At 75.7% G+C, this 19,640-nt stretch carries 17 protein-coding genes; 10 read left to right on the top strand and 7 right to left on the bottom strand.

Annotated elements, in window-relative coordinates:
- Positions 1 to 44 precede the first annotated feature (44 nt).
- From ACFUMH_RS06075 to ACFUMH_RS06065, 3 genes are all read right to left on the bottom strand, one after another.
- On the bottom strand, positions 45 to 968 hold the full coding sequence (locus ACFUMH_RS06075) for a carbohydrate ABC transporter permease (protein WP_378201947.1): 924 nt from the start codon (positions 966 to 968) through the stop codon (positions 45 to 47).
- Positions 965 to 1,936 (bottom strand): ABC transporter permease, encoded by a 972-nt coding sequence (locus ACFUMH_RS06070; protein ID WP_378201973.1) that lies wholly within the window; start codon positions 1,934 to 1,936, stop codon positions 965 to 967. Before ACFUMH_RS06070 ends, ACFUMH_RS06075 begins: the two co-directional genes overlap by 4 nt.
- Before the next feature lie 97 nt (positions 1,937 to 2,033).
- Positions 2,034 to 4,286 carry a glycoside hydrolase family 3 N-terminal domain-containing protein gene (locus ACFUMH_RS06065; RefSeq protein WP_378201970.1) on the bottom strand — a complete coding sequence of 751 codons (2,253 nt, stop codon included), beginning with the start codon at positions 4,284 to 4,286 and terminating at the stop codon, positions 2,034 to 2,036.
- Between the two features lie 348 nt (positions 4,287 to 4,634).
- Between ACFUMH_RS06065 and ACFUMH_RS06060 the strand changes: the two genes are divergently transcribed.
- A complete protein-coding gene (locus tag ACFUMH_RS06060; protein WP_378201944.1) occupies positions 4,635 to 5,669 on the top strand; it encodes a LacI family DNA-binding transcriptional regulator in 1,035 nt (344 codons plus the stop codon).
- Between the two features lie 184 nt (positions 5,670 to 5,853).
- Here the strand turns inward: ACFUMH_RS06060 and ACFUMH_RS06055 are convergent, their stop codons facing one another.
- Positions 5,854 to 8,433 (bottom strand): glycoside hydrolase N-terminal domain-containing protein, encoded by a 2,580-nt coding sequence (locus ACFUMH_RS06055; RefSeq protein WP_378201941.1) that lies wholly within the window; start codon positions 8,431 to 8,433, stop codon positions 5,854 to 5,856.
- Between the two features lie 280 nt (positions 8,434 to 8,713).
- Between ACFUMH_RS06055 and ACFUMH_RS06050 the strand changes: the two genes are divergently transcribed.
- From ACFUMH_RS06050 to ACFUMH_RS06040, 3 genes are all read left to right on the top strand, one after another.
- Positions 8,714 to 9,067: a hypothetical protein gene (locus ACFUMH_RS06050; protein WP_378201938.1), complete on the top strand. Its 354-nt coding sequence runs from the start codon at positions 8,714 to 8,716 to the stop codon at positions 9,065 to 9,067.
- Positions 9,068 to 9,315: 248 nt separating this feature from the next.
- The gene (locus ACFUMH_RS06045) at positions 9,316 to 10,449 is read left to right on the top strand and encodes a hypothetical protein (protein WP_378201935.1); all 1,134 of its coding nucleotides are present in this window, start codon (positions 9,316 to 9,318) and stop codon (positions 10,447 to 10,449) included.
- 225 nt (positions 10,450 to 10,674) lie between these two features.
- Positions 10,675 to 11,301 (top strand): flavodoxin family protein, encoded by a 627-nt coding sequence (locus ACFUMH_RS06040; protein WP_378201932.1) that lies wholly within the window; start codon positions 10,675 to 10,677, stop codon positions 11,299 to 11,301.
- Here ACFUMH_RS06040 and ACFUMH_RS06035 read toward each other — a convergent pair.
- Entirely contained in the window at positions 11,273 to 12,580 is a 1,308-nt protein-coding gene (locus tag ACFUMH_RS06035; protein ID WP_378201929.1) for an MFS transporter, read from the bottom strand. The genes ACFUMH_RS06040 and ACFUMH_RS06035 overlap by 29 nt on opposite strands.
- A gap of 56 nt (positions 12,581 to 12,636) precedes the next feature.
- On the opposite strand from ACFUMH_RS06035, the gene ACFUMH_RS06030 reads away from it, so the two are divergent.
- The 3 genes from ACFUMH_RS06030 to ACFUMH_RS06020 all read left to right on the top strand — a co-directional run bounded on the left by ACFUMH_RS06030 (position 12,637) and on the right by ACFUMH_RS06020 (position 14,266).
- The gene (locus tag ACFUMH_RS06030) at positions 12,637 to 13,233 is read left to right on the top strand and encodes a TetR/AcrR family transcriptional regulator (protein WP_378201926.1); all 597 of its coding nucleotides are present in this window, start codon (positions 12,637 to 12,639) and stop codon (positions 13,231 to 13,233) included.
- A gap of 68 nt (positions 13,234 to 13,301) precedes the next feature.
- Positions 13,302 to 13,766 carry a tRNA (cytidine(34)-2'-O)-methyltransferase gene (locus ACFUMH_RS06025; RefSeq protein WP_378201923.1) on the top strand — a complete coding sequence of 155 codons (465 nt, stop codon included), beginning with the start codon at positions 13,302 to 13,304 and terminating at the stop codon, positions 13,764 to 13,766.
- Complete coding sequence (locus ACFUMH_RS06020; RefSeq protein WP_378201920.1) at positions 13,763 to 14,266, top strand: GNAT family N-acetyltransferase; 504 nt, start codon at positions 13,763 to 13,765, stop codon at positions 14,264 to 14,266. Before ACFUMH_RS06025 ends, ACFUMH_RS06020 begins: the two co-directional genes overlap by 4 nt.
- Positions 14,267 to 14,301: 35 nt before the next feature.
- On the opposite strand, the gene ACFUMH_RS06015 is transcribed toward ACFUMH_RS06020, so the two are convergent.
- Positions 14,302 to 14,817 (bottom strand): pyridoxamine 5'-phosphate oxidase family protein, encoded by a 516-nt coding sequence (locus ACFUMH_RS06015; RefSeq protein WP_378201917.1) that lies wholly within the window; start codon positions 14,815 to 14,817, stop codon positions 14,302 to 14,304.
- Positions 14,818 to 14,966: 149 nt separating this feature from the next.
- Between ACFUMH_RS06015 and ACFUMH_RS06010 the strand changes: the two genes are divergently transcribed.
- The 3 genes from ACFUMH_RS06010 to ACFUMH_RS06000 all read left to right on the top strand — a co-directional run bounded on the left by ACFUMH_RS06010 (position 14,967) and on the right by ACFUMH_RS06000 (position 18,586).
- Positions 14,967 to 16,775: a gamma-glutamyltransferase family protein gene (locus ACFUMH_RS06010; RefSeq protein ID WP_378201967.1), complete on the top strand. Its 1,809-nt coding sequence runs from the start codon at positions 14,967 to 14,969 to the stop codon at positions 16,773 to 16,775.
- 170 nt (positions 16,776 to 16,945) lie between these two features.
- Positions 16,946 to 17,824, top strand: coding sequence for an amidohydrolase family protein (locus tag ACFUMH_RS06005; RefSeq protein ID WP_378201914.1), 879 nt, complete (start codon positions 16,946 to 16,948; stop codon positions 17,822 to 17,824).
- A 60-nt stretch (positions 17,825 to 17,884) separates the two neighbouring features.
- Positions 17,885 to 18,586 carry a FadR/GntR family transcriptional regulator gene (locus ACFUMH_RS06000; RefSeq protein WP_378201911.1) on the top strand — a complete coding sequence of 234 codons (702 nt, stop codon included), beginning with the start codon at positions 17,885 to 17,887 and terminating at the stop codon, positions 18,584 to 18,586.
- A gap of 15 nt (positions 18,587 to 18,601) precedes the next feature.
- Here the strand turns inward: ACFUMH_RS06000 and ACFUMH_RS05995 are convergent, their stop codons facing one another.
- On the bottom strand, positions 18,602 to 19,540 hold the full coding sequence (locus tag ACFUMH_RS05995; RefSeq protein ID WP_378201908.1) for a hypothetical protein: 939 nt from the start codon (positions 19,538 to 19,540) through the stop codon (positions 18,602 to 18,604).
- Positions 19,541 to 19,640 lie beyond the last annotated feature (100 nt).

Here is a 19,640-nt window from a genome sequence, read left to right as displayed (position 1 = left end):
GCATCCGAGTGGGCCGCGGGCCGGGACGGACCGCGGGACGTACGTCACTGCTTGACCGAGCCGAGCATCACGCCCGACACGAAGTACCTCTGGATGAACGGGTAGAGGCACACGATCGGCAGGACGGTGAGGAGCATCGTCACCGCCTTGACGTTCGCGGCGATCTGCGTCGCCTCGGCCGACCCGGCGGCGCCGTCCACGCTGGTCGCGCCCGCGATGAGGTTCCGCAGGTAGACCGTCACCGGGTACAGCTCGCGGTGGTCCATGTACAGGAACGCGGCGAACCACGAGTTCCAGAACGACACCGCGTAGAACAGCACCATCGTCGCGATGACCGCCTTGCTCAGCGGCAGGACGATGCGCCACAGCTTCCCGTACGTGCTCAGGCCGTCGATCTCGGCGGCCTCCTCGAGCTCGGTCGAGAAGCTCTCGAAGAACGACTTCATGACGAGCAGGTTGAACACGCTGATCGCGTTGGGGAGCGCGATCGCCCACACGGAGTTGCGCAGGCCGAGCTCGTTCACGAGGACGTAGTTCGGGATCAGGCCGCCGTTGAAGAACATCGTGAACACGGCGATGCCGATGAACACCTTGCGGCCCTTGAGGTGGTGCTTGGAGATCGCGTACGCGAACGTCGTCGTCAGCACCATCGCCACGAGCGTCGCGACCACCGTGTAGTAGACGGTGTTCTGGTAGTTGCGCCAGAACATGCCGTCGCTCATCACGAGGTCGAACGTCGTGAGGTTGAAGCCCTTGGGCCAGAGGTTCACCTGGCCGGCGTTGATGTACGCCTCGGAGCTGAACGCCTGCGCGGCCAGGTTGACGAACGGGTACAGCGTGACGGCCGCGATGATCACGAGCAGCGTCGCGTTGACCACGCGGAACGCCGTGTAGGCGCGCGTGTCCTTGACGCCGCGGACCGTGGAGGCGGACAGCCTCTCGTCGAGGCGTGTGACGTCGGTGGTCACCACAGGGACGCTCCCACCACTCGGCGCGAGATCGCGTTGGCGGACAGGACGAGGGTGAGGCCGATGATCGCCTCGAACAGGCCGATGGCCGTGGCGTAGGAGAACTGGCTGGACCCGATGCCGACGCGGTACAGGTACGTCGCGATGACGTCGGCCGTCGGGAACAGCAGGGGGTTGTAGAGGAGCAGGATCTTCTCGAACCCGACCGCCATGAACGTGCCGATGTTGAGGATGAGCAGCACGACCATCGTGGGCCGGATGCCGGGCAGCGTGACGTGCCACGTCTGGCGCCAGCGGTTCGCGCCGTCGATCCGCGCGGCCTCGTAGAGCTGCGGGTCGATCGTCGACAGGGCGGCGAGGTAGAGGATCGTGCCCCACCCGACGGTCTGCCAGATCTCCGAGCCGATGTAGACGGTGCGGAACCACTCGGGCAGCTGCATGAACGCGACCGGGCTGCTGCCCAGCGCCGTCATGACCTGGTTGATCGTGCCGCGCACCGCCGTCAGCTGGAACACCAGGCCGGCCACGATGACGACCGACATGAAGTGCGGCAGGTACGAGATCGTCTGGATGACCCGCTTGAACCGGCTCGAGCGCAGCTCGTTGAGCATGAGCGCGAGCACCACGGGCAGCGGGAAGATGATGACGAGGCTGAGGACGCCGAGGATCAGCGTGTTCTGGAAGACGTTCCAGAACGTCTGGTCCTGGATGAACATCCGCACGTAGTGCAGGCCCACCCACTCCTCGCCGAAGATCGAGCCGCCGGGCCGGAAGCGGCGGAACGCGATGACGTTCCCGAGCATCGGCACGTAGCGGAAGATCGCGAAGAACACGAGCGGCAGGACGAGCAGCGAGTAGAGCTGCCAGTCGCGGCGCAGCGCCTTGCGCCAGCTGGTGCGGGCGCCGCGGTCGTGCCGGCGGTCGCGCCCGAACCGGCGTCGTCCCGGCGTGGCGGCACCGGCGACCATGCCGATGGTGGCCGCCGCGGCCGGGCCGGAGCCGCCCCCGGTCGGCGTCGCCGACGTGGTCTGCCCCGCGGGCAGGGGGTCGTGCACGGTCATGAGGTCACCGCCCTCCGGTGATGGGGAGCACGCGTGCCGTGCTCAGCAGGTGACGGTCGTCGCCGACCGTCCGGACGGGGCCGTCCACGCGCAGGCGGACGACGTGCTCCGCGTCGGCGCTGGAACGGGCGAGCCGCAGCTCGACGTCCCCGGGCTCCACGACGCGGGTGCCGTCGCGGCGCGGGAACGACGCGAGGTCGGCGTGGACCGTCAGCTCGACGGTCGCGCCCTCCCCCGGCGCCAGGTCGACCCGCGCGAGCCCGACGAGCCGGACGACGGGACGCACCGCCGACGCGACCGGGTCGTGCAGGTAGAGCTGGACGACCTCGGTGCCGGCGCGGTCGCCGTCGTTCGTGACGTCGACGGCCACGCGGGTGGTGCCGTCGACGGGCCAGACGTCGCCGTCGAGGGCGCGCGCGCCGGACCACGTGAACGTCGTGTACGACAGGCCGTGGCCGAACGGGTACAGGGGCGTCGGGTCGACGTCGGAGACGCCCGAGCGCCGGCCGAGCGGCTGGGACAGGTACGTCCCCGGCTGGCCCGACGGGTCGCGCGGCATGCTGACGGGCAGCCGGCCGGACGGCACGACCTCACCCGTCAGCACCTCGGCGACGGCCTGGCCGCCGCGCTGCCCGGGGAAGAACGCCTGCACGACCGCGGCCGCGCCCTCGGCGAGGTCGCCGACCGCGTACGGCCGCCCGGTGAGCAGCAGGAGGACGACGGGGGTGCCGGTCGCGAGGACCGCGCGCACGAGGTCGCCCTGCTGCCCGGGCAGGTGCAGGTCGGTGGCGTCGCAGCCCTCGCCCGACGTGCCGCGGCCGAACAGGCCGGCGCGGTCCCCGACGGCGACGACGACGACGTCCGCGTCGCGCGCCGCGGCGACGGCCGCGTCGATGCCGGACCGGTCCTCGGACTCGACGTCGCAGCCGCGGGCCGTCGGCACGTCGCCGAGGCGCTCGCGCAGGGCGGTCAGCACGCTGGGCACGTCGACGCCCATCGGGACGTCCGGGTGCTGCGCGCCGACGTGCGCGGGGAACGTGTAGCAGCCGAGCATCGCCATCGGGTCGTCCGCCAGCGGCCCGACGACCGCCACCCGGGTACCGGGTGCGAGCGGCAGGACGCCGTCGCGGTTCTCGAGCAGCACGACCGACGCGCGCGCCAGGCGCAGCGCGACGTCCTGGCTCACCGGGTCGTCGAGCGTCACGGCGTCGCCGGCGGGCGGCTCCGGGGCCCAGTCCTCGTCGAGGAGACCGAGCTCGGCCTTCTGGTCGAGCACGCGGCGCAGCGCGCGGTCGACGAGGGCCGCGTCCACCGCGCCGTCGCGCAGCGCCGCGAGCAGCGGCGCGCCGTACGCGTCGACGGACGGCAGCTCGACGTCGACGCCGGCGTGCAGCGCGAGCCCGGCGGCCTCGCCGCGGGAGCCGGCGACGCCGTGCAGGCTCTGCAGGAACGCGACGCCGAAGTAGTCGGCGACGACGGTGCCCTCGAAGCCCCAGCGCCCGCGCAGCAGGTCGGTGAGCAGCCACTCGTCCGCGGCGGCCGGCACGCCGTCGATCTCGGCGTACGAGTGCATGACGGAGCGGGCGCCGCCGTGCCGCAGGGCGACCTCGAACGGCGGGAGGATCACGTCGGCGAGCTCGGCCGGGCCCATCGAGACGGGCGCGAGGTTGCGCCCGGCGCGGGACGCCGAGTAGCCGGCGAAGTGCTTGAGCGTCGCGACGACGCCGGTGCTCTCGAGGCCGCGCACGTAGGCGGCGCCGACGAGGCCGACGAGGTACGGGTCCTCGCCGATCGTCTCCTCGGTGCGGCCCCAGCGGTAGTCGCGGGTGACGTCGAGGACGGGCGCGAGGCCCTGGTGCACGCCGGCCGCGCGCATCGACGCGCCGATCCGGGTCGCCATCTCCTCGACGAGGTCGGGGTCGAACGACGCGCCCCACGCGAGCGGCGTCGGGTAGGTGGTCGCGGTCCAGGCGGCGAAGCCCGTGAGGCACTCCTCGTGCACCTGGGCCGGGATGCCGAAGCGGCTGGCGGCGACGACGTCGCGCTGGCTGGCCGCGAGCGAGCGGGCCGCGACCACGGGGTCGACGGGTGCGGTGCCGAACGGGCGCGTGAGCTGGCCGAGGCCGTGCGCGATGACGTCGGACCACGCCGGCACGGTGCCGCTCATGTCCGCCTGGTGCGGGGCGACGCCGCCGCCGGAGGCGTCCGCGCCGACCCACAGGCCCACGAGCTGGGCGACCTTCTCCTCGGGCGTCATGGCGGCGACGAGCTCGTCCACGCGGGCACGACGCCGCGCGGCCACCCGGGCCGGGACGGGCGCCCCGGACGTCGCGTGCGGCCCGCCGTCCACGGCGGGCGCTCGCACGTCCTCCTGCTGTGCCGACACTGGCAACCCCACATCCTTGTGGTATCGGAAACTTTCGGCATGTTGCCCGAAATCCTGTGGCCGACAACCTAGGCAAGCGTTTGCACACACGTCAACCCCGGTGACCGAACCGAGACCTTGGGCCGTTTCGCCCGAGTGCTGACCGCGGCCGCCCCCGGGTGCTACGGTCGCAGCCGAAACTTGCGCAACGGCTGCGCAGGCGTGACCGAAGGGGACGCGGTGACCGCATCCACCGAACCGACGGGCGACGTGCGCGCGGTGACCATCGCGGACGTCGCGGCGCTGGCGGGTGTCTCCGTCCCCACCGTGTCCAAGGTCCTCAACGGGCGGGCCGACGTCGCGCCCACCACCCGGGCGCGGGTCGAGGCGATCCTCGAGGAGCACAGCTACCGGCGCCGCCGCGCCCGCACCTCGACCGACCCGTCGCTGATCGACCTCGTCTTCCACGAGCTCGACAACGCGTGGGCGCAGGAGGTCATCAAGGGCGTCGAGGACGCCGCGTCCGCGCGCCGCGTCGGCGTCGTGCTGTCCGAGCTGGGCGGGTCGCACCGGCCGCAGCAGGACCTCATCGACGACATCCTCGCGCGGCGCCCGCTCGGCGTGCTGCTCGTGCTGTCGTCCCTGGACGCCACGCAGCGCCACCAGCTCGAGTCGCGGTCCATCCCGTTCGTCGTCGTCGACACGTGGGGCGAGCCGCCCGCCGGCGTGCCGACCGTCGGCTCGAACAACTGGAACGGCGGGCTCATCGCCACCCGGCACCTGCTCTCGCTCGGGCACCGCCGCATCGGCGTCATCGCCGGCCCCGCCGACGTGCTCTGCTCCCGCGCGCGCGTCGACGGGTACCGCAGCGCGCTCGAGGAGGCCGGCATCCGGCCCGACCCCGCGCTCACCCGCTGGGGCGACTTCCACGTGCTCGGCGGGTACACGCACGGCATCGACCTGCTGTCCCGCCCCGACCGGCCGACCGCGATCTTCGCCGGGTCGGACTACCAGTCGCTCGGCGTCATGCGCGCCGCGCGCGAGCTCGGCCTCAGCATCCCCGAGGACCTCTCGGTCGTCGGGTACGACGACATCCCGCTGGCGCAGTGGCTCGGCCCGTCCCTGACGACCGTGCGGCAGCCGCTGCGCGAGATGGCCGCCACCGCCACGCAGATGCTGCTCAGCCTCGCCGGCGGCGAGCACCCCGCGAACCTGCGCATCGACCTGGCCACCGAGCTGGTGGTCCGCGAGTCCACGGCCCCGTACCGCACCTGAGGCACCGCCCCACCTCCCCGCCGCCCGCCCGACCCGGACCCGGCCCCGTCACGCCGCGTGTCCGTGCCGAACGGGGTCTGGTGTGCGCATGCGGGCGCCGAAGCGCACACCAGAGCCCGTTCGCCGTGGACGTCGGCGGCGGTGGGGCGGTGGCGGTGGTGGGGCGGCGGTGGGGTGGGGGCCGTCAGAGGGGAATCGTGACCGGGTTGCCCGCCGGGAGGTCGAGGGGGACGCGGGCCGGGTCGTCGGCCGTGCGGACGCGGACCGCGGTGGGCCGGTCGGCCGTCAGCACCGCGCGCGTCACGCGGCCCGCGCGCCACACCAGCTCGGTGACGCGCACGCCGCCGCGCAGGCGCAGGCCGCGGACGTGCCCGTCGGGCCACGCGGCCGGCAGCGCAGGCAGCAGGTGCACCTCGCGCACGCCGTCGTCGTCGACCCGGTGCGCCTGCACCAGCGCCTCGGCGACGCCGGCGGTGAAGCCCAGGTTGCCGTCGACCTGGAACGGCGGGTGCGCGCACAGCAGCGACCGGTAGACGCCGCCCGCGTGCCGCGGCGCCGGGCCGTCGTGCACACACCCCGCCCGCGCGGCGTCGGCCAGGTCCGCGTCGACCGGGCGCAGGAACGCGTCGACCAGGGCCGCCACGCCGTCCGGGTCGCGCAGCCGCGCCCGCAGCGCGAGCCGCCACGCCAGCGACCACCCGGTGGAGTCCGGGCCGCGCGCGTCGAGCGTGCGCCGCGCCGCCGCGGCGAGCTCCGGCGCCTGGTCGGGGTCGATCGACGTGCCCGGGAACACCCGGTACAGGTGCGACTGGTGGCGGTGCCCCGGCTCGGCGTCGACGACGTCGGCGGACCACTCGGCGAGGCGCCCGTCGGGGGCGACGCGCTCGGCGGGCAGCCGGTCGAGGGCGTCGTCGACGGCGGCCCGCAGGTCGGCGTCGTCGTCACCGGCGACCGCGGCGAGGCGTCGCACGTGCTCGAGCAGCTCGCGCGCCATTGCCAGGTCCGACGTCGTCGCGACGCCCACGCTCGCCACCGTGCCGTCCGCGAGCAGGTACTGGTTCTCCGGGCTCGTCGCCGGCGCCGTGCCGAGCGACCCGTCCGGCAGCGGGACGAGCCAGTCGAGCAGGAACAGCGCCGCGCCGCGGACCACCGACCAGTGCCGGCGCAGCGCGTCGTCGTCGCCCGTCCAGTCGTGGTGGTCGACGACGTGCCGCGCCAGCCACACGCCGCCGAACGGCCACGTCGACCAGCTCGCGCTGTCGCGGCCCGCGCCGACCGGCGCGCTGAAGCACCACGGGTCGCTGTTGTGGTGCGCCACCCAGCCGCGCGCGCCGTACAGCTCGCGCGCCGTCCGCTGCCCCGCGACGGCGAGGCGGTCCAGCCACGCGAGCAGGGGCTCGTGGCACTCGGCGAGGTCGCCGACGAGCGTCGGCCAGTAGTTCATCTCGGTGTTGATGTTGATCGTGTAGTTCGCGTTCCACGGCGGCTGCACGTGCGGGTTCCAGATGCCCTGCAGGTGCATCGGCAGCGTGCCGGGCCGCGAGCCGGCGACGGTCAGGTACCGGCCGTGCTGGAACGCGAGCACCGCGAGGTGCGGGTCGGCGCCGCCGCGCGCGTGCGCCACGAGCCGCGCGTCGAGCGGGGCGTCCGGCGGCGCGTCGGCCGGGGCGGCACCGAGGTGCAGGTCGACGCGGCCCATGAGCGACCGGTGGTCGGCGACGTGCCGCGCCGGGACGCCGTCGAGGTCGGGCAGCACCGCGGTCAGCCGGGCGACGGCCTCGGCGACGACGCGGTCGGCGTCGCCGTGCAGGCGCGCGTCGGCGACGACGTGGTCGGTGGCCGTCGCCAGGACGACCCGGACCCGCTCGGCGCCGGTGACCTCGACGGCGCCGTCCACGACGGTCACGGCACCGGCACCGTCCGCGACGACCGCGAGCGCGACCGCCGCCAGCACCCCGGGGCCGTCGTAGGACACCGGCTCCGGCACGTCCAGGTAGTCCGGCAGCACGCGCGCCGGCATCCGGACGAGCGCGACGACGCCCGCGGCGCCGGCCGGCAGCGGGCGGGGCGTCGCGGCGGGCCGACGCAGCCACGGGTGCGGGGTGGTGAGCGCGACGACGAGCGGGCCGGGGGCGTCGGCCGGAGCCGTGCCGTCCGCCGGAGCGGAGCCGTCCACCGGATCCTGCGCGCGGCGGTCGAGCAGGAGGACGCCGTCGGGGTGGCTGACGAGCACGTCCTGCCGCCACGGCGTGCCGTCGCCGGCGGTCCACGCGGTCGTCGCGACGCCGTCGGCGAGGTCGAGCGTGCGGCGGTACGCCTGCGGGTCGCCGGCGTCGGGATGGGTCAGCAGGACGTCGACGAGCGGCTGGTTCGCCTGCGTGTAGCCGGACTGCAGCCGGCTCACGTGCTGCTCGGCGGCGGGGACGTCCCCGTCCGCGAGCGCGCGTCGGGCCGCGGCGAGCACCGCGGCCGGGCCGTCGGGCGCCGCGAGCGGCGCGAGGTCGGGCACGCCCGGCGCGCCCGACCAGCACGTGTCGTCGTTCACCTGCAGCCGCTCGTGCGCGGTGCCGCCGGCGACCATCGCGCCGACGCGTCCGTCGCCGACCGGGAACCCGTCGGTCCACTCCCGCGCCGGTGCGTCCAGCCGCAGCACGAGACCGCCGTCCCGGGCAGCCGGGAGGCCGGTCGTGACGCGCCCGCCCACGACCGGCTCACCGCCGGCCCCGTGCCCCTCGTCGCCCGCCCGGCCCACCACGTCGCCCATCCGTCCCCCGCACGCCCCGTCACGTCCTCGGCCGCCCGGCACGCTAGCAGCGGTGCCGCGCGCGACCCGGTCCGCAGTCTGTCCCCGGACGGGTGGCGCTGATCGACACGCATGGCGCGAAGAGATCACAGACCGGGATTCGCGCACGGAGTCGTCGTCTACTCGAGGTGGTGACTAGGTTGGCCGTTCGACGTGTCGTCGGTGAAGTCGTCGCGTCGCCGATCTTCGCCGAGTCGATCGAACGCCGCGTCGAGATCCTGCTGCAGGTGTTCTCCGGCGGGTGACCTCTGCCGTCCCCGGGGGTGCACACGCACCCCTGGGGCCGGAGCAGTGCGATCGCTGCGCGCCGCGGCGCACCGCCGCAGCCGGCCAGCACGCCGCTCACGTCGTCCTGCAGCTGCTCAACCGCGAGGCACGCCACCGCACGCACACTGCTGGCGCGAACTACTTCGCCGGCCGCACCCACCTCGGCGCCACCGTCGCCGCCCTGATCGCCCATCACGACCGGGAGCAGCCCGACCGCGTGCATGCCGGCGACAGCGTCGCGGTATCGCTCGGGCTGGGCGCGGACGTCAGTCGCGATGCTGCTGGTGTGCTCCAGCACGGACATGACCCGGTCGGGTCCGGCGGCTGACGCGGCCCACTACACCGGAGGAATCGATCACACGCTTCTACGGCACGCGGTCGCGGCACTCCTCGAGCTGCCGCGGCTCGCCACCGTCGAGATGCCAGCGCATCGCGCGGATTGAGGGACGCACACGTCGCCCAAACCTGCCTGTGATCAGCGGTCGCAGACAGCGCCAGTCAGGCGGATTCACCCATGTGCACGTTCGTGATGGGCGCGGACTGCTCGATGCTTGCCTCGAGGCACAGGGAGGTCGGGTGGCCGGGTACGAGGCGGTCGAGTTCTTCGAGTGCACCGTGTTGGTGGACTCGGGTGCGATGTGGATGATGCCGGCGACATCCCCGTCGTCCGGTGCGAGAGGCAGCTTCGCCGGGAGCGTCCCCGGTGAAATCCTGCTTTCCACCGGTGCGCGCGACGTCCGGGCACAGGTACGCGTGGAGCGGTGGGACGCGCGACCTCCGTGGCAGGCGGGGTGGGAGGACCGCGCGGAGCTGGTCTATCGGGCGCTGGACTCCGAAGACGCGATCCTGACCCTGTACGGCAACCCGGACGAAGCCGGTGGTGAGATCGACCTGTCAGGCATGCGGCACGTGCGGGTGGTCGTCCTGGCTCGCGGGCGCTACGACAGCGAGGACGACGACGGCGGCGCCGACCTCGCACGGCTCCCCGTCGAGCAGTGGCTCCTGCAGCTGTACCCCGACCCGGTCGAGGGCGGCACGAACCCCCTCGACCTCGAACCGCCGAGGCTGGCGGAGGACCGACGTCTGACCACGCCCGGCTGCGCATGGCTCCACGCGATCGGAGCAGCGACGCAGGCCGGATGGAGCGAACAGATCCTGGGGACGGGATCCCTCGCGCGTCTCCTGTGGGGCCTGAAACTCCTCGGGCGTCCGGCGACCGTGGAGGAGCTGGTGGCGCGCACCTCGTTCGACTGGAGCGACGCACCGGCCGGTGCGTCCACGCGCCTGGCGCTGCACGCCTGGGGCGACGGCAGTCGCCCGCTGACGACGTGGGACGAGCACGTCGACGCGTACGTGGCGCTGCGCATCCTCGCCCTCGACGACGCGCAAACCCGTGTGGTCTTCCCGCACCCTGCACCGCAGCAGGCGTGGCACCGGGCCGGCATCGACCCGGAGGAGCTGCGCCGCGCGCGGCAGACGGCCACGGTCGGCTACGCGGCGTTGGCGGAGGATGTCATGGGATTGCTGGACTGGCAGGCCGACGGACGGCTCGACGTCACCTTGCACCGACTGGCCATCCGTCTCGCGTGCCCGGTGCCCGCGCTTGAGGGTGCTCTGGCGTCCTTGGAGAGCGGGCGCATGGTGACGGTCGTGCGCTCGGACGAAGCGGTGGGCCGGCACGGCGCGGTCGTCGTCAAGTTCCCCTATTAAGGGGCCAGAAGGGGGCCACGTTCGTCCCGGAGGGCCCTCTGCTGCGTGTGGCGAACAACCTCGTCGTCCTCCTCGCGGTCGTCGCCCTGCTCGTCGTTGCCCTCGTCGGCGCAGTTGGCGCGCTCATCCCCCTGCTGCCTTACCCCGGAAGATCGGGCGGGCGAGGGCAGGCGTGCCGCCCGGCTGCGGTCGCGGCGACGACCGGGGCGACGCAGGCTGGTGCGCATGACGACCGACACCCCCGCGCCCGACCTGACCGCCCTCGTCCTCGTCGGCACGCTGACGCCGTCGCCGAGCCCGTCGAGCTCCGAGCTGCTCGGCCGGCAGGTGCTCGCGGCGCTCGGTGCGCACGGCGTCACCGGCGAGGTGGTCCGGGTCGTCGACCACGACGTGAAGCCCGGCGTACAGAAGGACATGGGCGAGGGCGACGCGTGGCCGGCGATCCGCGAGAAGGTCATGGCCGCCGACATCCTCGTCATGGCGACGCCCATCTGGATGGGCCAGCCGTCGAGCGTGACGAAGCGTGCGCTGGAGCGGCTCGACGCCGAGCTGTCCGAGCAGGACGATGAGGGCCGGCTGCTGACGTACGGCAAGGTGGCCGCGGTCGCGGTCGTCGGCAACGAGGACGGCGCCCACCACGTCAGCGCCGAGCTGTTCCAGGCGCTCAACGACGTGGGCTTCACCATCCCCGCCGCGGCGATCACGTACTGGGTCGGCGAGGCGATGGGCGGCACCGACTACCAGGACCTCGACGAGACGCCCGAGACGGTGACCACGACGACGCGGACGCTCGCCGCGAACACGGCGCACCTCGCGCGGCTGCTCAAGGGGCAGCAGTACCCCGCGGTCTGACGAGCGCGCCGACGCCGCCGACGAGGCACAGGGCGACCGCCACGACGGCGAGCACCACCGGGTCGAGCACGCCGCGCGCGACGCCGAACCCGGCGGAGCCCGCGGCCTGCCCGGTCGCCAGCGCGACGAAGAGCACCGATGTGGCGGCGCCGGCGCCCGCGGGCCGGACCTGGCGCGCCCACAGGATCAGCACGCCCGACGCCGCCATGTAGGCGGCGCCGAACAGGGCTGTGCCCGCGTAGGCGGGCGCGGGCACGGCCGTCGCGACCGCGAGCGCGACGCCGGCGGTCGCCAGCGCCAGCGCCGCCGCGCACGCGCACCAGGCGCGCCGCAGCCCGAGCCGGGCCACGAGCGCCCCGGTCAGCACGCCCAGCAGGCCGCCCGCGCCGAGCGTGATCCACAGCCAGCCGACCCGCGCGGGCGGCACCGCGTCCGCCGCGGTGAGGAGCAGCGGTCCGAAGGTCCACGTCAGCGCGGACCCGGCGCCGACGACGACGGCCGCGGCGGCGGGTGCGAGGAGGGGCCACCGGGCGGGGGCGGGCCGGTGGTCGGCGGACCCGGTGGACGCGTCGTGCGCACGGGCAGCCGTGCCGTCGTCCGCGCGGACGGACGGCCCGCCGGCGGTGCCGTCCCCCGCGCCGACGGACGCCCCGGCACCCGGCGCCGCCGACTCGACCGACCCGGCCCGCCGCGCGCCGACGGAGCGGGCCGACCACCACGCCGCGGCGGCCGTCCCCGCGCACAGCAGGGCCATGAGCAGCCACGCCGGGGCCAGGGCCGGGGCGCCGGCGGACACGAGGCCGGCGCCCACCACCCCGACGGCGGTGCCGGCGTTGACCACCGACTGCGCGGCCGGCCGCGCCCGGGCGGGCACGACCGCGTCCACGACCGGCACGAGCGCGGGCGACGCGAAGCCGCCGCCCATCCCGGCGACGAACACGGCCGCGACGAGCACCGCGGGGGTCCCGGCGACGGCGACGCCGAGGCACCCGGCCGTCGCCGTGAGCCCCGCGAGGACGAGCCCGGCGCGGGGGCGCCGGTCGACGAGGCGCGCCGCCGCGAGCGCCGCGACGGAGTACGACGTGAACTGCGCGGCGGCGGCCCAGCCGAGCACGTCGGCCAGCTGCGGGCGCTCGTCCGCGAGCGCGGGTGCGAACAGGCCGACGCCGAACCGCGCCATGCCGTACGTGGTCGCCACGAGCAGCATCCCGGCGACCGTGACGACGGCGCCCGTCGTCGGCCGCCCCGCGGTCGCCGGTCGTCCCGTGGTCGTCGTCATCGCGCACCGCCCCGGTATAACGCTCGTTTCACCATAACGATCGTTACGCTAGCGGCATGGCGGACCCGCAGCACACCCGGGAACGGATCCTCGACGCGGCCGAGGGGCTGTTCTTCCGCGACGGCATCGCCGTGACCGGCGTCGACGCCGTCGCCGCCGCGGCGGGCGTCGCCGTCGTGACGCTCTACAAGCACGTCGGGTCCAAGGACAACCTGCTGCACGCCGTGCTCCGGCGCCGCCTCGACGCGTGGCTCGTGCACTGGGACGCCGCGGTGGCCGCCGCCGGCACCCCGCGCGACCGGCTGCTCGCCGTCTTCGACGCCGTCGCGACGTTCCGCGCCGCGAGCGGGCCGACCCAGTGGTGCTGCTTCCTCGCGACGGCGTCCGAGCGGCCCGTGCCCGCCGACCCCGCCGCCGACCCGGTGCTCGACCTGGTCCGGCAGGACACGCAGCTCGTCACCGACCGCCTCGTCGCGCTCGCCGCCGACGCCCGCCACGCCGATCCCGCCGGCACCGCCGACGCGCTGCTCCTGCTCTACAACGGGGTGCTCGCGAGCCTGCTGCGCGGCACGCCGGCCGAGCCCGCTGCTCTCGCGCGGCGCACCGCCGCGGCGCTGCTGGCTGCGCAGGACCGAGCACCCGCGCAGGCCTGACCGGACGCCCCGGGCGACCGGCGCCCACGCCCACGCCCACGCCCACGCCCGGGTGGCAGGATGCACCCGTGCTGCACGTCGCCCTGTTCGAGCCGCGGATCCCGGGCAACACGGGCAACGCGATCCGCATGTGCGCCGGCACGGGCGCGACCCTGCACCTCGTCGAGCCCCTCGGCTTCGACCTGTCCGAGGCCCGTCTGCGCCGCGCCGGCCTCGACTACCACGACCTCGCGCACGTGGTGGTGCACCCGGACCTCGGCGCCCTGCTGGACGCCCTGCCCGACGCGCGCGTCCTCGCGTTCACGACGCGGTCGGAGCGCTGGTACACCGACGTCGACTGGCGCGACGGCGACGTCCTCCTGTTCGGCCCGGAGCCCGAGGGGCTCCCCGACGAGGTCGTCGACCACCCGCGCGTGACCGACCGCGTGCGGATCCCGATGCTGCCGGGGCGCCGGTCGATGAACCTGTCCAACGCCGCCGCCGTCGCGACGTACGAGGCGTGGCGGGTGCTCGGCTTCCCGGGGGGCGCGTGACCGCGGCCCCGGTCGTCGAGCCCGCGCGGGCCGAGGACGTCGACGCGATCCTCGCGCTGCGCGCCGCCCTCGAGGAGTGGATGGAGGGCGCCGGCGTCGTCCAGTGGCCGCGCGGGTCGCTGCCGCGCGCCAGGGTCGAGGCGCAGCTCGCGGCCGGCGAGTGGCACGTCGTGCGCGGCGGTCCGGGCGAGGTCGTCGGGACGCTGCGGCTGCTGTGGTCGGACCCCGACTTCTGGGGCGACGACCCGACGCCCGCGGTGTACGTGCACGGGCTGATGACGGCGCGCTCGCGCGTCGGCACGGGCCTCGGCGGGGCGCTCCTCGCCTGGGCGGCGGCGCGCGGGCGCACGGCCGGCGTCGGGCTGCTGCGGCTCGACTGCCGCACGACCAACCCCGCGCTGCGGGCCCTCTACGAGAGGCACGGGTTCACGGCCGTCGGGCGGCGCGACTTCCCGACGTTCAGCGCGACGCTCCTGCAGAAGCCGCTCGGCACGGCCTGAGCCCGCACCGCCGCGGCCCCGCACCCGCCACCCCGTCACGCCAGCAGCGCCGCCACGTCCGGCGCGTACGCCGTCATCCACCGCGGGCGCAGGCGGTAGTAGACGACCTCGGCGTCCCAGTCGAACGCGTCGTCGCCGTAGAAGCCCCGCAGGTACGCGAGGACCTCCGGCCAGTCGTCGGCGGGCGGACCGCCGAGCGGGTTGAGCTCCTCGACCGTGCCGTGCACGAACACGCCGAGGTCCTCGCCGCGCAGGTGCGCGACGCTCGCGGCGGGCCGTGCCGCGAGGTGCCGCGCCTTGGCGGCGGTGCGCGCCGTGCCGAACACCCACCGACCGCGCAGCAGGTGCCCGTCGACGGCGCTGATGCGGGGCTCGCCCGACGCGGTGACGGTCGACAGCGCGAGCACGCACATGCCGTCGAGGACGCGCACGAGCTGGGCGGCCGGCACGCTGCGCTCGGTGACGATCGAGCGCAGGTGGGCGGTCGAGCGGGACAGGGACGCGTCGAGCAGGGCCTGCAGCGCGTCGACGTCCTCCGGCGTCTCGTGCACGTGTCCTCCTGGGTCCGGGTGGTGCGGCGTGGTCGTGCGTGACGCTACGGGCGGGGTCCGACACGGCGCCTCGTTTGGTCCCCGCCCGCCCGGCGGCGCAGGATCGTCGGGTGTTCACCACCCGGCCCGTCCTGACGGGCACCTTCGGCATGGTCGGCTCGACGCACTGGCTCGCGAGCGCCGTCGGCATGCGCACGCTCGAGGCGGGCGGCAACGCCTTCGACGCCGCCGTGGCGGCCGGCTTCACGCTGTCGGTCGTCGAGCCGCACCTCAACGGGCCCGGCGGCGACGTGCCGGTCATCGGCCACCGCGCCGCGGACGGGCGGACGTTCGTCGTGGTCGGGCAGGGCACGGCGCCCGCCGCGGCGACGCCGCTCGCGTTCGCGGCGCTCGGCGTGGACGTCGTCCCGGGCACCGGCCACCTCGCGGCCGTCGTCCCGGGGGCGTTCGGCGCGTGGCTCGACCTGCTCGCCCGGTACGGCACGCTGCCGCTCGCGGACGTCCTCGCCCCGGCGATCGGCTACGCGCGCGACGGCTACCCGCTCGTGCCGGCCGCGGCGCGCACGGTCGCGACCGTCGCGGACATGTTCGCCGCGCACTGGCCGACGAGCGCCGAGGTCTACCTCCCGCACGGCGCCGCGCCCGCGGCCGGCGCGCGGTTCGCCAACCCGGCCCTCGCGGCGACGTTCGAGCGCCTCCTCGCGGAGGCGGCGGCCGCCGGCCCGGACCGCGAGGCGCAGATCGAGGCGGCGCGGCGCGCGTTCTACGAGGGCTTCGTCGCGGAGGCGGTCGACGCGTTCGTCGCCGGCACGCCGGTGCACGACGCGACGGGCTCCGCGCACGCCGGCTTCCTGCGCGGCGACGACCTGGCCGCGTGGCGCGCCACCGAGGAGCCGACCGTCGCGGTGCCGTTCGCCGGCGTCGAGGTGCACAAGACCGCCGCGTGGGGCCAGGGCCCGGTGCTGCTGCAGCAGCTGCGCCTGCTCGACGCCCTCGGCGTGGACGCGCTGGTCCGCGACGTCGTCGCGGCCGAGGCCCGCGGGCAGGTGGCCGTCGGGCCGACCACCGACCTGGTGCACCTGGTGACGGAGGCCGCGAAGCTCGCGTTCGCCGACCGTGACGCCTGGTACGGCGACTCCGGCGACGTCCCGCTCGACGCGCTGCTGTCCCCTGCGTACGCCGCCGAGCGCGCGCGGCTCGTCGGGGCCGAGGCGGACGGCGGGTACCGCCCGGGCAGCCCCGACGGCCGGGAGGCGGTGCTGCCCCGCGCGCTCGTCGAGGCGCGCGCCGCCGCCGACCGCGGCACGGCGACCGGCGGCGGCGTGCCCGCCGACGGCCTCGGCGAGCCGACGGTCTCGCCCATCGGCCTCTCGCCGGGCGACACCTGCCACGTCGACGTGGTCGACCGGTGGGGCAACCGCGTGTCCGCGACGCCGTCGGGCGGCTGGCTGCAGTCCAGCCCCGTCGTCCCCGGCCTGGGCTTCGCGCTGCCGACGCGCGCGCAGATGTTCTGGCTGCAGCCGGGGCTGCCGTCGAGCCTCGTCCCCGGCACGCGTCCCCGCACGACGCTCAGCCCCGCGCTGGTGCTCGGCGACGGCGGCACCGGGTTCGCGTTCGGGACGCCCGGCGGCGACCAGCAGGACCAGTGGACCGTGCCGTTCCTGCTGCGCCACCTCGTCGGCGGCGCGGACCTGCAGGCGGCGATCGACGGCGCGTCGTGGCACTCGACGCACGTGCACGGGTCGTTCCACCCGCGCACGCACACGCCGCGCGGGCTCGCGGTGGAGTCGCGCGTGGGCGCCGAGGTGCTCGCGGCGCTGGCCGCGCGCGGGCACGACGTCCAGGACGCGGGCGCGTGGTCGCTCGGGCGCATCAGCGCCGCGGGCGTGCGCGCGGACGGTCTGCTCGAGGCGGCGGCGAACCCGCGCGGCATGCAGGGGTACGCGGTGGGGCGGTGAGCCGACGCCGGGCGGGCGCGGGCGCCGGAGGTCGGCGAGAAAACCGGCGCCGCACCCCAACCTCCTGAGTCATCGGATGTCTGTCCTGCCCGCGACCTGCTGGATGAGGGTTGGATGAGGATCGGGCGTGCGGGACGTTCCAGACATCGGAGCACCGATACGGTCGGACCATGCCCTACGACGTCGTGGACGCACATCTGCAGGTGTGGGACCCCGAGACGGTCCACTACCCGTGGATGGCGCAGGACCCCTCCCTCCTGCACCGGGCGTACCGCGTCGCCGACGTGGGCGGAGAGCTGCACGAGCATCACGTGGACGGCGTGGTGCTCGTGCAGTCCGCCGACAACCGCGCGGACTCGGAGCACCTCCTCTTCCAGGCGCTGAGCTCGCCGGACGTCGTGGGCGTCGTCGCGTGGGTCCCCCTCGACCGCCCCGACGAGGCCGCGGCGCAGCTCGACCACTGGCGCGCCGAGCCCGTCGTGGGCGTCAGCCACCACGTCGACCGGGAGGCCGACGCCCGCTGGCTCGTCCGGGACGCCGTCGACGACGGCCTGCACGTGCTCACCGAGCGCCGCCTCGTCCTCGACCTCCCCGCGACGACGCCCGAGCTGCTCGGCCACGTCGCCACGATCGCCGAGCGCCACCCCAAGCTCACCGTCGTCGTCGACCACCTCGGCGGTCCTCCGCTCGCCGCGCTGCGGGCCGGCGACACGGCGACGTGGGCCCGCTGGGCGGCGGCCCTCGACGAGGTCGCGCAGGCGCCGAACGTCGTCGCGAAGCTCGCGGGGCTGGGCCGCGCCGCCGGTCCCGGGTGGACCGTCGACGACGTCCGGCCCGCCGTCGACCACGCGATCGCCACGTTCGGCCCGGACCGCCTCATGGCGGGCAGCGACTGGCCGAGCGCGCTGCACGGGCACGCGTCCTGGGAGCAGGCGTGGTGCACGGTCGCGACGACGCTCGACGGGCTGGACGCCGCCGGGCGTGCGTGCGTGCTCGGCCGCACCGCGGTCGAGGTCTACGGCATCCCCCCGCTCGTCGCCGCGAGCTAGCATCGAACCGGGTCGACCGTCCAGGTCGACGGTCACAGCGGACCGGACGAGGGCGGGCACGTGTCACGCACCCAGGGCGTCGTCGAGGACATCCAGCGGCTGATCCTCGACGGCGGGCTGCGCCCGGGCGACCGGCTGCCGGCCGAGAAGGAGCTCGCCGTCGAGCTCGGCGTGTCGCGCGGGTCGCTGCGCGAGGGCGTCCGGGCGCTGGTCGTCCTCGGCATCCTCGAGGCACGGCACGGCGACGGCACGTACGTCACCGACCTCAACCCGGCGACGCTGCTGACGCCGCTCGCGTTCGTCGCGGACGTCCCCGGTGACCGCGCGCAGCTGCACGCGGTGCGCCGGATGCTCGAGACGGAGGCCGCGGGGCTCGCGGCGCTGCGGATGACCGACCCGCAGATCGCGCGGGCCCGAGCGGCTCTCGACGAGACCAGCCGTGCGCTCGTCGACGCGGCGCCCGACCCGGAGGCGCTGGTCACGGCGGACCTCGCGTTCCACCGCGCCGTCGCCGACGGGTCCGGCAACTCGGTGCTCGCCGCCCTCATCGACGGCCTGGCCGGCACGCACGCGCGCCGCCGCGCGTGGGAGGAGCTGCACGACGTCGCGGGCGACCGTGTCGCCGCGGAGCACGAGGCGATCCTCGCGGCGATCACCGCCCGCGACCCGGACCGCGCGCGGCTGCGCATGGCGACGCACCTGCTCGGCGTGGAGGACCTGATGGCGGGCCGCAGCGCCCGGGCCGAGGTCGGGGCGCGCTGAGGGTCGGGTGCGCGGTCAGCGGCGCGCGTCGTCGGGTGCGCCGCAGGCCTCGAGGACGAACGCGTGCAGGGCGCCGCGCAGTGCCGGCGACGCCGCCACGTAGGTCTCGGGCTGCGGGACGCCGTCGACGACCGCCCGGACGCCGAGGACGGTCCCCCGCTTGTCCTCCGCGATCGCGTGCAGGTCGCAGCGCGCGGGGACGACGGCCAGCACGACGCGCCCGTCGGGCGGCGGCGCCGCCGAGTCGATGCCGACGGCCCACGCGCCGAGGGCGCCGGCGGGTCGCAGCAGCGTGGTCCCGCCGACCTCGTGCACGCGCACGTGCGGCCCGCCCGGCACGGCTCGCACGCGGAGCACGAGGTCGGCGACGAGCGCGTCGCCCTCCCGCCGCGTCGCCAGGGTCTCGTCGAGCGTGAGCGCGAGCCCGGACGCGACCGCCCGCGCCGCGCAGTCCTCGCCGTGGATGCGCCGCAGCTCGTCGGTGCCGTCGGTGGGCGTCAGCCGGACCGTGCCCGCGCGGCCCGCGGCGTCCACCACGTCGAGCTCGACGACCGCCTGCGGGTCGGTCGCGGCCGCGTCGGTGGCGTCGTCGGGGCACACCGGCGGCGCGAGCGCGGCCCGCATCGCCCGCGTCGCACCGGCCCGCACCTCCCGGGCCCGGTCGGTCACGGCGGGCGGGTGGGTCGTCGCGGTCGTCAGCCGGCCCTCGACGACGCGGACGTCGACCGGTCCGGCGTTCCGCACGCGCAGCTCGACGACCCGCGCCAGGCGGTCGGTGCGCGCCTGCCCGACCTCGACGGACAGCGCGTCGACGACCGCCGCGGGCAGCGCCTCCGACCTGGACGCGACCCTGGACGGCACCCCGGCCCGCGCCGCGGACGAGCCCGCCGCGGGCACGGACGGCTCCGACACCGGCCCCGCCCCCGGCCCGCACGCCGTCAGCACGACCAGCACGGCGACACCGCGGACCACGGCCCCGCGACGCGACGCCCCCGCGACGGCCCTCCGCACCCGGCCGACGATCCCCGCGCGGCCGCGCCGTCCGAGCCGAGCG

The organism is Cellulomonas sp. NPDC057328, assembly GCF_042667215.1.
Classification (GTDB): domain Bacteria; phylum Actinomycetota; class Actinomycetes; order Actinomycetales; family Cellulomonadaceae; genus Cellulomonas.
Note: the sequence above shows the minus strand (reverse complement) of the source record. Positions and strands in the feature narration are given on the sequence as shown.